This is a genomic window from Vibrio sp. 661 (assembly GCF_033339315.1).
GTDB classification, from domain to species: Bacteria; Pseudomonadota; Gammaproteobacteria; order Enterobacterales; family Vibrionaceae; genus Vibrio; species Vibrio alginolyticus.
This window is the reverse complement of the sequence record NZ_JAWOUJ010000006.1, coordinates 57,685-71,971: the sequence shown is the minus strand read 5'-3', so window position 1 is coordinate 71,971 and position 14,287 is coordinate 57,685. Positions and strand designations below refer to the sequence as shown.

16 protein-coding genes are annotated in these 14,287 nt (G+C 43.1%); 4 read left to right on the top strand and 12 right to left on the bottom strand.

What is annotated here, in order from left to right; all coding sequences use genetic code 11:
* Window positions 1-51 precede the first annotated feature (51 nt).
* The 3 genes from potC to potA are packed head-to-tail and all read right to left on the bottom strand — an operon-like array spanning window position 52 to window position 2,778.
* Entirely contained in the window at window positions 52-822 is a 771-nt protein-coding gene (potC, locus tag R7P69_RS13210) for a spermidine/putrescine ABC transporter permease PotC (RefSeq protein WP_005389180.1), read from the bottom strand.
* Entirely contained in the window at window positions 822-1,682 is an 861-nt protein-coding gene (gene potB, locus R7P69_RS13205) for a spermidine/putrescine ABC transporter permease PotB (RefSeq protein WP_005377512.1), read from the bottom strand. The genes potC and potB overlap by 1 nt, the downstream gene beginning before the upstream one ends.
* Window positions 1,663-2,778: a spermidine/putrescine ABC transporter ATP-binding protein PotA gene (gene potA / locus R7P69_RS13200; protein WP_017634901.1), complete on the bottom strand. Its 1,116-nt coding sequence runs from the start codon at window positions 2,776-2,778 to the stop codon at window positions 1,663-1,665. The genes potB and potA overlap by 20 nt, the downstream gene beginning before the upstream one ends.
* 400 nt (window positions 2,779-3,178) lie before the next feature.
* Between potA and R7P69_RS13195 the strand changes: the two genes are divergently transcribed.
* The 4 genes from R7P69_RS13195 to ttcA all read left to right on the top strand — a co-directional run bounded on the left by R7P69_RS13195 (window position 3,179) and on the right by ttcA (window position 6,574).
* The gene (locus tag R7P69_RS13195; RefSeq protein ID WP_238952342.1) at window positions 3,179-3,976 is read left to right on the top strand and encodes a hypothetical protein; all 798 of its coding nucleotides are present in this window, start codon (window positions 3,179-3,181) and stop codon (window positions 3,974-3,976) included.
* Window positions 3,969-4,805 (top strand): glucosaminidase domain-containing protein, encoded by an 837-nt coding sequence (locus R7P69_RS13190; RefSeq protein ID WP_017634900.1) that lies wholly within the window; start codon window positions 3,969-3,971, stop codon window positions 4,803-4,805. The genes R7P69_RS13195 and R7P69_RS13190 overlap by 8 nt, the downstream gene beginning before the upstream one ends.
* Window positions 4,806-4,818: 13 nt before the next feature.
* On the top strand, window positions 4,819-5,481 hold the full coding sequence (locus tag R7P69_RS13185) for a DUF2987 domain-containing protein (RefSeq protein ID WP_149191782.1): 663 nt from the start codon (window positions 4,819-4,821) through the stop codon (window positions 5,479-5,481).
* A 199-nt stretch (window positions 5,482-5,680) separates the two neighbouring features.
* A complete protein-coding gene (gene ttcA / locus R7P69_RS13180) occupies window positions 5,681-6,574 on the top strand; it encodes a tRNA 2-thiocytidine(32) synthetase TtcA (RefSeq protein WP_005377502.1) in 894 nt (297 codons plus the stop codon).
* 141 nt (window positions 6,575-6,715) lie between these two features.
* Here ttcA and uspE read toward each other — a convergent pair whose 3' ends face one another.
* From uspE to ccoO, 9 genes are all read right to left on the bottom strand, one after another.
* The gene (gene uspE / locus R7P69_RS13175; protein ID WP_005377500.1) at window positions 6,716-7,663 is read right to left on the bottom strand and encodes a universal stress protein UspE; all 948 of its coding nucleotides are present in this window, start codon (window positions 7,661-7,663) and stop codon (window positions 6,716-6,718) included.
* Window positions 7,664-7,843: 180 nt separating this feature from the next.
* Window positions 7,844-8,590 carry an FNR family transcription factor gene (locus R7P69_RS13170; protein ID WP_005377497.1) on the bottom strand — a complete coding sequence of 249 codons (747 nt, stop codon included), beginning with the start codon at window positions 8,588-8,590 and terminating at the stop codon, window positions 7,844-7,846.
* Between the two features lie 90 nt (window positions 8,591-8,680).
* Complete coding sequence (locus R7P69_RS13165; RefSeq protein ID WP_064353933.1) at window positions 8,681-9,361, bottom strand: sulfite exporter TauE/SafE family protein; 681 nt, start codon at window positions 9,359-9,361, stop codon at window positions 8,681-8,683.
* An 8-nt stretch (window positions 9,362-9,369) separates the two neighbouring features.
* Window positions 9,370-9,534 carry a cbb3-type cytochrome oxidase assembly protein CcoS gene (gene ccoS, locus R7P69_RS13160; protein ID WP_005377493.1) on the bottom strand — a complete coding sequence of 55 codons (165 nt, stop codon included), beginning with the start codon at window positions 9,532-9,534 and terminating at the stop codon, window positions 9,370-9,372.
* 15 nt (window positions 9,535-9,549) lie between these two features.
* Complete coding sequence (locus R7P69_RS13155) at window positions 9,550-11,913, bottom strand: heavy metal translocating P-type ATPase (RefSeq protein WP_064353934.1); 2,364 nt, start codon at window positions 11,911-11,913, stop codon at window positions 9,550-9,552.
* A gap of 4 nt (window positions 11,914-11,917) precedes the next feature.
* On the bottom strand, window positions 11,918-12,394 hold the full coding sequence (locus tag R7P69_RS13150; protein WP_005377489.1) for a FixH family protein: 477 nt from the start codon (window positions 12,392-12,394) through the stop codon (window positions 11,918-11,920).
* A gap of 105 nt (window positions 12,395-12,499) precedes the next feature.
* A complete protein-coding gene (gene ccoP, locus R7P69_RS13145; protein WP_005377487.1) occupies window positions 12,500-13,474 on the bottom strand; it encodes a cytochrome-c oxidase, cbb3-type subunit III in 975 nt (324 codons plus the stop codon).
* Window positions 13,474-13,647, bottom strand: a complete 174-nt coding sequence (locus tag R7P69_RS13140; protein WP_005377485.1) for a cbb3-type cytochrome oxidase subunit 3 — start codon at window positions 13,645-13,647, stop codon at window positions 13,474-13,476. The genes ccoP and R7P69_RS13140 overlap by 1 nt, the downstream gene beginning before the upstream one ends.
* A 9-nt stretch (window positions 13,648-13,656) precedes the next feature.
* Window positions 13,657-14,277, bottom strand: coding sequence for a cytochrome-c oxidase, cbb3-type subunit II (ccoO, locus tag R7P69_RS13135; RefSeq protein ID WP_005377475.1), 621 nt, complete (start codon window positions 14,275-14,277; stop codon window positions 13,657-13,659).
* Between the last annotated feature and the right edge of the window lie 10 nt (window positions 14,278-14,287).

Genomic DNA, 14,287 nt, shown 5'->3' with positions numbered 1-14,287 from the left:
AACAGAATGGCATGTAACCATTCTGTTTCGTGATGTTAACAGGTGCGGATTCTACTTCACTTTTTCTCTTGCTAGCAACTGAGAAATTACTACCAAGACCAAAGAAACAATCAACATTACCGTTGCTAGGGCGTTCACTTCCGGTGAAATGCCCACCTTAACCATGGAGTAAATCTTCAATGGTAAGATTTCGTAAGTTGGACCTGTTACAAACGAGCTGATAATTACGTCGTCCAAAGACAGCGTAAAGCTCAATAGCCAACCTGCAGCAACCGCTGGTTTAGCAAGAGGAAGGATGATCTGTTTCAAGATAACCCATTCGCTTGCACCAAGGTCTTTTGCAGCTTCCAACATTTTCACATCAAAGCCATTTAAGCGGCTGTACACCGTTACCACAACGAATGGTAGACAAAAGGTGATGTGAGCAATCAATAGTGTAAAGAAGCCAAGCTGTGCGCCTAATACCAGGAACAGAGCAAGTAATGAAATCGCCATAACAATATCTGGAGACATCATCACGACAAACAGCATGCCGTTTACCGCACCTTTACCTTTGAACGAGTAACGGAATAGGGCAACGGCCGTTAAGCTACCAATGATGGTTGCTGCTGTCGCTGAGAATACCGCTACGTTCAATGAATGCCATGCAGCTTGCATTAGGCTATCGTTGTTTACTAAGGTTTCGTACCATTTCGTGGTGAAACCACCCCATTTCATACCAAATTTGTTGGCATTAAATGAGTTAACAATTAAGACGATGATTGGCAGATACAAAAATGCATACACCAGCGCCATAAAGCTAAATCTAACCGTGCGTCCCATTAGTCTAGCTCCACTTTCTTATTCAATAGTTTGCCTGCTCTGTAGTAAGCGTAAAGCATCACAGCCATTGCGAAGGTGAGGGCGATACTGGTCGCAGCACCAAATGGCCAGTCACGAGCGTTCAATACTTGGCTCTTAATAACGTTACCAATCAGTAGGTTCTTCGCACCACCAAGAAGGTCAGAGATGTAGAACATACCTAGTGCTGGTAGCAGAACCAACAAACAACCACCGATAATGCCAGGCATTGTAAGAGGTAGAATCACTTTCGTAATGGTTTGGAACTTGTTCGCACCAAGATCTTTCGCCGCCTCGATATAAGTGTTGTCCAACTTCTCGATTGCCGAGTAAAGCGGCAGAATCATAAATGGAAGCAGGATGTACACAAGACCAATCATTACTGCTGTTTCGGTGTACATAATACGTAATGGCTTATCGATGATTTCCATCGCCATTAATGATTTGTTCAAAATACCTTGTGTACCCAGAACAATCTTCAGGCCGTAAGTACGGATAAGAGAGTTTGTCCAAAAAGGTACGATAACTAAGAACAACATGAATGGGCGCCATTTCTCTGGCATTTTCGCTATGATGTAAGCAAATGGGTAACCAATTACTAAACACAACAACGTCGCCACAATCGCCATGTAGAACGAGTGCATCAGCACTTTCGCATACAAGGGGTCGAGTAGACGTAAGTAGTTGTCGAAAGTAAATGTCATTTCGATTAAGTTTGCTTCATCACGCGTTAAGAAACTCGTACCGATAATCATCACATTTGGTACCAACACGAAAAGTGTTAACCAACCGACGATTAAGGTAATGATCGCGTTTTGAAGATTAATCTTCTTGCTTATCATTGAGGACTACCTCCCAACTCTCAACCCAAGTGATAGCGACTTTCTGGCCAAGTGAGTGGTCCACATCAGGATCATCTTCGTTAAAGAATTCGCTAACCATTACACGCATGCCTGAATCCAATTGGATAACTGAATCAAGCGTCATACCTTTATAGGTACGCTCTGTTACGTGACCTACGATGCCTTTTTCTTCAGACTCTTTGATCTCTTCGATACGTAAGTCTTCTGGGCGAAGTAGTACTTGCAGTTTTTCACCTGCTTGCGCTTCCTGATCGTAGTAAACAACAGACTCGACACCTTCGATTTCTGCACGGATACGTTTCTCGTCGATACGCTCTAGCATGGTTGCGTTGAATACGTTGATCTCACCGATAAAGCGAGCAACAAATAGGTTCTTCGGCTCTTCGTAAATCTCACGTGGAGAACCATCCTGCTCGATAACACCGTCGCGCATAACAATAATGCGGTCAGACATCGATAGGGCTTCTTCCTGATCGTGCGTAACGAAGATAAAGGTAATACCAAGTTGACGCTGAAGCTGTTTAAGCTCGATTTGCATTTGCTTACGCAGTTTGTAATCAAGTGCAGATAGAGATTCATCTAGCAGCAGTACTTTTGGTTTGTTAACAACCGCACGCGCAATGGCGATACGTTGTTGCTGACCACCAGAAAGCTGATGAGGCTTACGCTGTGCCATTTTTTCTAGGCGCACCATGCGTAGCGCTTCCATTACTCGTGGTTCAATGTCCGCAGTAGGTGTTTTCTGCATACGAAGACCAAAAGCGACATTCTCATATACGGTCATGTGTGGAAACAATGCGTAACTTTGAAATACCGTGTTGACGTGCCTTTGCTCTGCAGGAACCTGTGTTACATCCTGGTCATCCAAAATAATTTGACCGTTATCTGCCGTTTCAAAACCTGCAATCATGCGTAAAACTGTTGTCTTACCACAACCAGAAGGCCCGAGAATCGTCAGAAATTCACCATGATTAACATCCAGATTTAAATTACCGATGATTTCCTTACCATCGAAACTTTTACTAATACCAGATAAACGAATAACTGGCTTTCCTGCTTGCGGTTTTGCGTTCAACGTCTGTATTTCCCCCACGTTCAAGCCGGGATTATCCCAGCTGATGTGACACTAACCATTCACTTTTGAGGCGCGCATCATAATCACCAAAAGTGTGAAATTAAAGCATTTTCTTATCTTGAAACAGAAATAATTTTGCAGGAAAAAGCCATCATTCCTTACCATACTGTTTTTATGAGATTAATTGGCATCTAGACACAGTTTGATAGCACTAAACTTTGTTCAACAATTGTTTCAATTTCATGACCTTGAAAGTGGTTAATTATCAACCATACAGTTGAGATTGCAAGGATTGTAGGTGAGTTGTGATGTTAGATGTGGAAAGATTTCTTTATAATGACGATTACATTAATTGACTGGAATTCCAGTCAAAATTTTACAAGTTAGTCTTGGATAAACTATGAACGACGATTTTGAGAAAGATTTCAATCTTGGGGGGAGTGTAGAGCGAGCTTTGTCTGGCAACTACGAGCTTAAAGCTGGCGCGGTTTTTAACGAAGCTTGGCGAGCAACCATCCAGCACTTTTTATCATTTTCTCCTGCCATTATTGTATTGCTTTTTGTCCAGTTAGGTATTTTCTATATTGCATTAAAACTGCAGTTGGGCGATTTGAGCGTTATTCTTGATGCATTTGAGAACCCAGAGTCGTTCACAAACGATATTGTGTCTTCTATTTATGTCGCGAATTTCAGTTATGAGGTGATTAGCGCACCAATTTATGCGGGGATCAGCTTGATGGCTATGAGCCATGTCGCTGGCCTGAAGACTAAGTTGCGCCATGTTGGAAAGGGGTTGCAGTTCACCATTCCTGTTATTCTAGCAACGCTCATGAGCTTAATGCTACAAGGTGTGGTTGGTATGATTTTTCCTTTACTGTCGCTGTATCTTTCCTTGGCATTTAGTCACTCTATTTTGTTGATTTGTGAGAAAAGGGTGCCACCAATGCAAGCGTTGCTGTTATCACTTCGCGCAATCAACAAGAAGATTTTTGTGGTCGCGGGGCTTTACTTAGGCGTGATGTTAATGTTTATTGTTGCAGCAATGTTCTACGGTATTGGCTTAATTTTTGTGCTGCCATTCTTCTTCCATTTGAAAGGCATACTCTACCGCGAAATGTTTGGAATTAAGCTTAAGATCGTTACAACACAAAAAAACGATAATGATCACGATGGTAACTCACAGGTGTTTGATGCCTAATTCTTTGAAATCAATAAGTTTACGAGTGGCGGCAACCTGTATAGCCGCCACTTTCATTTCTATAGGCCCATATTTACACTACGAGAAACAGTTTAAATATGTGGAAAATCCTGACGTACTCTCTGGCAAGATTAAGCATGTCGATTTATCACACTTGCCATACATCGGTGATATCCCAGACTTCAATTCAATAAAAGATACGAAAGAGAAAAAAGCTGCTTTTTTTGATTTTTTAAGGCCTAAAATTGCTCTTGAGAATCAACGAATTCGCCATGAGCGGGCCTTTCTTACCTCTTTAAAGGTGGGACAAGTGACGCAAGAACAACAAGAGTATGCTCAGCGGTTATCATCTCTGTATTCGTTGCCCTTGAGTAACGATAAGATTGATCAAGCATGGCTAGACGAGATGCTTGTGAGAGTGAACGTCTTACCAGAAGCGTTGGTTCTAACTCAAGCGGCAAATGAATCTGCGTGGGGCACTTCTCGTTTTGCTACTCAAGCAAACAACTTGTTCGGCCAATGGTGTTATAAAAAGGGCTGTGGAATTGTTCCAGCGCAACGTGGCGCTAACAAAGTTCATGAAGTTGAAAAATTCGATTCTGTACAACAGTCTGTTCATGGCTACTTTATGAATGTTAATCGAAACCCAGCGTATGCAGACCTGCGTGAAATCAGAACATCTCTGGCTGAAAAGAACAAGGGCTTGTTAACGGTCGCAACCGCGTCAGAGTTAACGCATGGGTTGCTAGCCTATTCTGAACGTGGCATCGCCTATGTACACGATCTTCGCGCTATGATTCGTCATAACAACGCCTACTGGACGCAATAAAATAACGGATAAAATGAAAAAGTTAAGCCTAAGTCTGTTGGGAAGTGCGGCGCTAATTCTTGCATCGCCGATAACCCAAGCTCAAGAGTACATGTTCACGTACTCAAAGTTATACACTCAACTAAAAAACAACAACAAAGAAGGGCATGACGATGTGAAAGTTGGTGTCTTTTTTGTGGACGCAAAAACTAAGCAAATTTGTACGATAGAAAAAGCTTGGATGGAAAAAGAAGAGCACTATGAAGAGTTTGTTATCCCTGCTTCACAAGAGTTGCCTTTACCAGTTGATAAAAACTTAAAGTCAGCGAATCCGTTGGTTTTTGTCGATACCCCAAAAGATACACGTTGCGATTACTCACTTGTCGTGATGACCAAAGAACCATTACAGGGTAACGTTTCTTACGACCAACTTAAGCCTCTTCTACCTCAAATGCAGACGATGCTGGAAGATTTAGGCGGTATGTTTGCGGGTTGGTTTACACCTGAAGTTCAAGGTGTGACGATGGAGTTTGCAAATCAACTGAATGATAAAGTGATTTTCTCAAACGGAACCGAAAAGCCAATTGTCAATGGCAAGATACAAGTCGCACTAAGTGAAATAGGGCAAGGTGGCACAATGACACTACCAGAACCGACGATGCGAGTGTTACCTTATCTACCTAACGCAAAGAAATGAACACTGAACGTTTAGAAAGGGCTGCAATCGCAGCTCTTTTTTCATTTGTGACCGTAACTAAAGTATCTTTCACACTCTTTTCTTAAAGACTCAATAAGACAAGCATTTAATCCTGCGTAAAAAGCTCGTATAATCCACGCCCCAAAGAAACCCATGTTAGGAAGTCCTAGTCGATTTATCGGCGATGTGAGAGCCCGCAATGAACCAAATAGATACAAGAAAAGAAACCCTAGAATTCAACAAGCTTCAGAAACGCCTAAGAAGACATGTTGGAAATGCCATTACTGATTACAACATGATCGAAGAAGGCGATGTTGTGATGGCATGTATTAGCGGTGGTAAAGATTCATTCGCGATGCTTGATATCCTGCTGAATCTTCAAAAAGCTGCGCCAATCAAATTTGAAGTGGTTGCAGTAAACCTAGACCAAAAACAACCGGGCTTCCCTGAGCACATTCTGCCAGAGTATTTCGAAACACTGAATATCCCTTACTATATTGTCGATAAGGACACGTATTCCGTCGTAAAAGAGAAGGTACCAGAAGGCAAAACCACTTGTGGTCTGTGTTCACGCCTGCGACGTGGTACGCTGTATTCATTTGCAGAGAAGATTGGTGCAACTAAGCTTGCGCTAGGTCATCACATGGATGACATCGTCGAAACAATGTTCTTGAACATGTTCCACGGCTCTCGCCTTAAAGCGATGCCACCAAAGCTACGCTCTGATGATGGCCGTAACGTGGTCATTCGTCCATTGACTTACTGTCGTGAAAAAGATCTGATCAAATACGCTGAGCACAAGGATTTCCCAATAATTCCGTGTAACCTTTGTGGCTCTCAAGAGAACCTTCAGCGTCAATCTATAAAAGCAATGTTGATTGAATGGGATAAGAAGACGCCAGGGCGTGTGGAAGCAATTTTTAAATCAATTCAAAACGTAAGCCCAAGCCAACTAGCAGACCGCGAATTGTTCGACTTTGTTAACTTACCGCTAGATCGTGAAGGTAACCGCGAAGAGTATGAATTTAATGAGGCTGTCGTTTCTTCGACGAATATTGATGAATCAATGTTCATCGATGTTACGAACATCTAACTCGTAAAAAAGGAGGTCAATTAGACCTCCTTTTTTGTACCCAACGCTTTAACTGTTCCCAAACAAAAATCCCCCCTGTATTCGGGGGATTTATTAGCGTTTATTTGAAAGCGCTCAATACATAGCAATACTAAGGAGAGATTAGGTTGCTGTATTTGGATCGAGAGGACTAATGTAGCCTTTTGGTTTTAGAGCCAACACATCGCAATTTATTTTATCAATTACGTGCTCCGCTGTATTACCAATAAAGACAGCAGAAAGCCCAGTTCGCCCTGTAGTACCTAAAATAACCATTGCAGCATTCAAGCGCTCTGCAGCTGCCGGAATGACATCTTCAGGTAAACCTTGCTCAACTATCGTTTGTTCTTCATCAAGACCATGTTTTTGGCGTAGTGCTTTCATAGCCGTTAAATGATGACCTCGCACTGCATCGGTATAAGTCGTTGGGTCAAATTCAGGAAGTTCAATCGTAATGTTCGCCGGTGTAACGGGGTAGGCGTTAACAAGATATGGCTTGGCCTCAAGCCGAGTGGTGATTTCTTTTAATCGCTCGACCATCGTATCGTTGAGATCAATATGAGTCGGGTTTTCTGAGCCCACATGTACTGAGGCAAGGATACTTGCTTGTTCCGGCCAAGCAGCATTCTTGATAAGAAGCACTGGAATAGGGCATTTTCGCAACAAGTGCCAATCTGTCGGTGTGAAAATGACAGACTCTAAAACATCATGCTTACGTGTGCCTTTGATGACTAGGTCATGATTGCCTGCATAGACTTCAGCAATAATCGCCTCATAAGGGCGGTTGTGCCAGACAACACAAACATCAAAGTCGAAGCCATCGTTTAGGTATGGTTGAGCAATTTTACGCATCCACTGCTCACGCTGATGAATGACACCTCGACGCATAGCATCTCTTTCATCCACTGATAGCATTGACGTCATGTCATACGAGAAATCGTAAATGGATAAAAAGAAAGTGATTCGGCTTCTAGATACACTTTTCTGAGCTAATTGAACAGCTCTTGCAAGTGCGGGCTGCTCATCATTATTGATGTCAGCTACAACAAGGATCTTACTGTATATACTCATAACTAAGCCCACTTCTATTGCAAAACCAGATACTGAATGTAAATTAAATCAGTATTTTGGAGTACTCACCGTACATTTTTACTGTAGCTTAGTTTGGAGAACTTTTTGAGGACTTTCGAAAGGAATTTATGAGAAATATGATGTAGCTCATTTTCGAGCTACATCAATAATTAGGGTGTATTATTCTTTAGTTACACCAGCAAGTTCCATCAATGCATCGTGGTCTAAGATAGTGATATATTTACCTTTTACGCTTAGGATCTCAGATTTCTGGAAACGACCTAACAAACGACTGATCGTTTCAACTGTAAGACCAAGGTAGTTGCCAATATCACCACGAGTCATAGTTAAACGAAACTCTCTAGGGCTGAAGCCACGCTGAGAAAAACGCGTTGATAGGTTGTAAAGGAAAGCAGCTAGTCGCTCTTCTGCATTCTTTTTAGAAAGAAGCAAAATCATTTCCTGATCACCTTTAATTTCGTTACTCATCAAACGCATGATTTGCTGGCGAAGCTTAGGCATCTTACCCGATAGATCGTCTAGAATTTCGTATGGGATTTCACATACCATCGACGTTTCGAGTGCTTGAGCAAAGCTAGGGTGGGAGTCACCAGTGATAGCATCGAAACCGACTAAGTCTCCAGCTAAGTGAAACGCTGTGATTTGCTCATCACCTTGCTCTGTGATCGTATAGCTCTTGATGGTACCAGAGCGGATAGCGTATAGCGATTTTAGCTCATCACCGGCCTTAAAAAGCTCTTGTCCTTTTTGAATAGGCTTCTTACGTTCGATGATTTGGTCAAGCTGGTCAAGTTCTGCCTCATTTAGAGTGAACGGGATACACAGTTGACTAATGCTACAATCTTGGCAATGAATGGCGCAACCGCCTGATTGGATACGCTTTGTTGCAGGTTTTTCAGAAATCATAACAACCTTTCACTATTTGATATACATCAATATTTTAGCATCGCTTAATCCTAAAGGGTAGCAAAAATGTCACCTCAATAGAGTTTAACGTTATATGAAACCGAGTAACGCTAAGGCTCCTACAGCGGTATACGTACCATAGCCAATAAGGATTAATGCTGAAATATTTCTAAATATTAATGATTTTTGTAATTTCTGAAAATGATTGGCACCGTATCCAATAATAAGCATTGCAGGTAGCGTTCCGAGCCCAAACGCAAGCATAATTAGGCCGCCGTTCATCGCACTACCAGAAACCGCCGACCAAGTAAGCGCTGAATAAACTAAGCCACATGGTAACCAACCCCAAATAAAGCCAAATGGCAACGCGTGAAGAGGATGCTTTAATGGTAACAAACTCTTCCCTGCCGGCGAGATAAAGCGCCAGAGATACTGCCCTAGCTTTTCTATTAAAAGTAAGCCTTGCCACCATTTAGCAATATACAGCGCGACCAGGATCATGAATAACGCAGCAATCAGCCTTAACCAAGCAAGAGAGTGCGTTAACCCACTAAGCTCAGATAAACCTGATATAGCACCACCCACTAATGCACCTATTAAGGTATAACTGAACAATCGTCCGAGGTTGTAGAAGAGGGGGATAAGAGGGGTGGTTTTATTTTTAGCAGAAGAGCCCATGGTAAGTAGAGACGCGATACCACCACACATACCCATACAATGACCGGCTCCTACTAAGCCGATCATCAACGCACCGATAAAATCAGGAGTCATAAAGGTCGCTACTTTTTATCACTATTAGATTGGTCTTCTTCGTCGAGAAGAATGTTGTGCCCTTGCCGTTCAAGATCTTCAAACTGATCGCTTCTTACCGCCCAAAGAAAAACGGCGACAGCAACACAAACGAGAACGATAGCGATGGGAATCAATATATAAAGACTTTCCATGTTTGCTTTCTCTACTTATTTCTCTTTGAGCAGGCGCAAAGAGTTAGATACAACGATAATTGAGCTTGCAGACATGCCAACTACTGCAATGTAGGGAGCCACTAAACCTGCGACCGCCAAAGGCAAAATTAACAGGTTGTAACCCAAAGACCAAGCCAAGTTTTCTCGAATAATCTTTCTTGTACGCAGTGCAAGCAAACGTGCCTCTAGTAGCTTTTCGAGATTATCCCCAAGTAACGTCATATCTGCAGAAGCTTTAGCGACATCTGTACCACCGCCCATTGCGACAGAAAGGTGAGCTCCGGCGAGAGTCGGCGCGTCATTGATTCCATCACCAACCATCATAGTGATACTGTTTTCGTCCAAGCTCTTAAGGTATGCAAGCTTATCTTCTGGCTTTGCTGACGCGACGATGTGATCGATACCAATTTCATTCGCCACCGGTTGGGCGTTTGAGAGAGAATCACCAGTTAGCAGGGTTGTCTTAATTCCAGCGTCAGCAAAACGTTGAATAAAGGCTTTGCTTTCTTTTCGGATAGGGTCGCGGTAGTAAAAGCTAGCGACATGCTTGCCATCAACCGACAGATAGACCGCCTGGCTTTCACCACTTTCTTTGCCTTGAACAAAAGCCGCACTGCCTATCTTAACGATTTTGCCATTCCATATCCCTTCAATCCCTGACCCAATCACGTTTTGCACATCAGACACGATAAAGTCATCATTGGTGAAAGTTGCAAAAGAACGAGCGATAGGGTGGTTTGCATGAGCCTCTAAAGCTGCAGCTAGTGATAGACAATCTTTCTGTGGGAGATCACTAAGTACCTTTGTTTCACAGATCTCAATATCACCTTTCGTTAGAGTGCCTGTTTTATCTACAACTAAGTGGTTGATCTTACATAGTGTCTCAAACACATGGCCTTTACGAAGCAAAATGCCAAAATTACCCATTCTAGAGGTAGCACAAGTGAGAGCGGTCGGAGTGGCCAGAGATAGCGCACATGGGCATGTAGCGACTAACACAGACAGCATGATCCAAAACGCATCATCTGGTTTTGTTTGATGCCAGTAAAACCAAGTACCAGCAGAGATGATAAGAATCACACCAACAAAGTAACGGGCGACAATGTCTGCAATTTCCGCAATTTTAGGTTTGGAGTGTTGAGCTTCATCTTGTAAACGCACGATGTTAGAAATCATTGAATCGGCCTTTGAGCTTACTACCTCAAGTTCAAATGATTCGTCTCCGTTTAGCGTTCCTGCATAAACAATATCGCCTTCTCGTTTCACAACGTGCACTGACTCGCCCGTTAGCATGGATTCATCAATATGAATACGGCCTGAAATAACTTTACCGTCAGCGGGGATATGTTCACCAGGTAGAACGCGAATACGATCGCCAACTTTTAGCGTCTTCACGGGTATCTGATCACCGTCCAGCGTTGTAGCAATTGCAGGAATCAACTTAAGAAGGTTACCACTCGCTGCAGCAGCTTTGCGACGAGCGCGCATCTCTAAGAATCGACCTACTAACAAAAAGAAGGTAAACATCGAGATAGATTCAAAGAAGACTTCGCCTTGTTCAGTTACTGTTGCAACTAAACTTGCAACATAGGCAAAGATCAACGCGATAGAAACCGGGACATCCATACCAAGGGTTCGGCCTTTGATACTGCGCCATGCGTTTAAGTAAAATGGAAGAGCGGAATAAAGCAAAACAGGAGTAGCAAAAATCAAACTTACCCAACGAAAGTAACTTTTAAACTCCGGCTCTAAATCACCAAAGACTTCGAGATACAGTGCAACGGCGAGCATCATGACCTGCATGGTTGCTAAACCTGCAATACCTAGCCGATATAGATATTGCTTCATCATTCGATGGTAAGAGGCTTCTTGCTTATCTGCTTCAAAAGGTGCAGCTTTGTAACCAAGTTTATGTATAACGGAAAGGAGCTCGCTTAACCGTACCTGAGTTTTATCCCAGGCTAGTAACGCTCGATTGGTGGTTGTATTAACACGGATAGATACCAACCCGGCCGTATTAGAAACTTGCTTTTCGATTAACCACGCACAAGCGGCACATGAAACGCCTTCCAAAGAAAGGGTTACTTCAGAAACATTTTCGCGATTTCGTACGAATTCAGATTGTACATCCGCATTGTCATAATGAATTAAAGCTTGGAGTTGCTCTGGTACTAGATCTGCCTTTTCTGCAGGCGCAGTGCGGTATTGGTAATATGAGACAAGACCACTATCGACAATAGTCTGCGCCACAGTTTCGCAGCCCGGACAACACATGTCGCGAATTTCACCCAATATTTCTACTTTGAAATCCGTGTTGGCTGGTACATCTTCACCGCAGTGATAACAGGATTTACACATATGCTTACTTCATTAACGGTGTTGAAGAGGCAGGAAACTCAACTTTACCTTGGATCATCCATTGCTTGTCGTGTGGTTGTAGTTCAACAAACCATGGCCCTTGAATAGATTCCTCAGCTTTTAGTCGGTAATTACCAGATGCATCCGCTGTTACAAGCTTTGTGAAGTCACGATCAGGAAGAGTACGATGAGTGAAAGTGGCCGTTAGAGCAGGGTAATGAGGTAGCTTCCCTTTAGCGAAAACAATCACAACATTGTTATTTTCAGAGGAAATCTCAGCGTTAAGACCTAGGTCACGAGCGACATTCATTTTACTAATATCGATATTAATGCCTTTGCCTTTTTTATAGTAATCCTCAGCGACTAAAGAAACAGAGTTGTTCGAGAAAACGACCACAGTAATCACAGTCCAAACTACGACAGTAAGAGGAAGGATGATTAGGAACCACGGCCAAAATTGTTTATACCAAGGCTTTACCATAAAAAAGTTCTCAACAGCTAAATGAAAAAATGTAAGGCGTTAAATTTAAAGGAAAGACAGCCCCTATGAAAGGGGCTGTTATTGCTATGTTACGTAATATCTCAGTTACTTACTCTCTGAGTTACTTAAACTCCAGACATATGAGGCAACGAGCTGAACTTTATCTTCACCCAAAATGTCTTTCCACGCAGGCATTACGCCTGAGCGTCCGTTCATTACGGTTTCTGTTACAGCTGCACGAGAGTCACCAAATAACCAGTCTTGGTCTGTAAGGTCAGGCGCACCGACTGCAGGGTTACCCTTACCATCGGTACCATGACAAGCAGCACACACTACGAAGCGTGCTTTACCTGCCGCGGCTTCACGAGCATTTACTTTACGACCAGATAGACTAAGTGTGTAACTTACAACTTCTTGAACACCTTGCTCACCAAGGGCATCTTTCCATGCTGGCATTTGACCAATACGGCCGTGCATGATGGTTGTAACGATCGCTGCTGGCTCGCCACCATATAGCCATGCATCATCAGTCAGGTTAGGGAAGCCTTTCTGACCACGTGCATCAGAGCCATGGCATTGAGAACAGTTTTGCAAAAACAAACGCTGACCAACTTTTAATGCTTCAGGATCTTGCGCAATTTCAGGAATTGGGCGTAGACCACTGTCATTGTGCGCAAGTTTACGGAATGCTTCGCCGAAGTAAGCGTCGGCATCATCCAGTTCTTTTGCATATTGGTTTAGTTGCTTGTTCTCTTGTGCTGCAGCGATGGCTTCTTTTGACTCTTCTAGTGAGCGAACGGTTTGAGCCGAACTCTGCCAGTTTAAAAAGCCCTTGAAGCTACCTAGACCTGGGAATAGGGCAAGGTAAACTGCTGCGAACACAAATGTGCTTACAAACAGGTAAGTCCACCACTTTGGTAGAGGGTTGTTTAGCTCGCGAATACCATCGTACTCGTGGCCCATGTCTTCCCCTTCCTCGACGCCCATTTTATCTTTAGCGCACCAAGTCAGGAGAATCGCACAGCCTACTAGCGTACCGACAGTAATCACGATAATCCAGAGACTCCAGAATGTAGTCATTACTTCTTCACTCCTTGGTTATTAGGGGTCTTTTGTTCTTCGTCAGCAAACACCAAGTTGGCATCTTCTTCAAAGCGTGCTTTACGCTTTTTACTAAATGCCCACCATACGATGCCAATAAAACTAGCGAAGAGTACAACGGTATAAATACTATGAATTGTACCGAAATCCATATGATCCCCTTACTTCATTGCATGACCAAGAGACTGAAGGTAAGCGATGATTGCATCCATCTCTGTTTTACCTTCTACTTCTTTAGCCGAATTCGCGATCTCTTCATCAGTGTATGGAACGCCGAACTGATCACGAAATAGCTCAAGTTTCTTCTGAGTTAGCTTACCGTCTAAAACGTTTTCAGCTAGCCACGGGAAACCTGGCATGTTTGACTCAGGTACAAGCTCACGAGGATCTAACAGGTGAACACGGTGCCATTCGTCAGAATAACGACCACCAACACGAGCTAAATCCGGGCCTGTACGCTTAGAGCCCCAAAGGAATGGGTGTTCCCAAACACTCTCACCAGCAACAGAGTAGTGACCGTAACGTTCAGTCTCTGAGCGGAAAGGACGAACCATCTGGCTGTGACAGACGTTACAACCTTCACGGATGTAGATATCACGGCCTTCCATCTCCAAAGGAGTGTAAGCGCGCAGATTTTCTACAGGTTCAGTCGTTTGCTTTTGGAAAATCAGAGGAGTGATCTCTACAAGAGCGCCCCAACTGATAGCAAACACGATAAAAATAGCCAACAAACCGACATTACGTTCTAAGATTTCATGGCGATTATTAGAATTATTACTCATTCTTAAATCT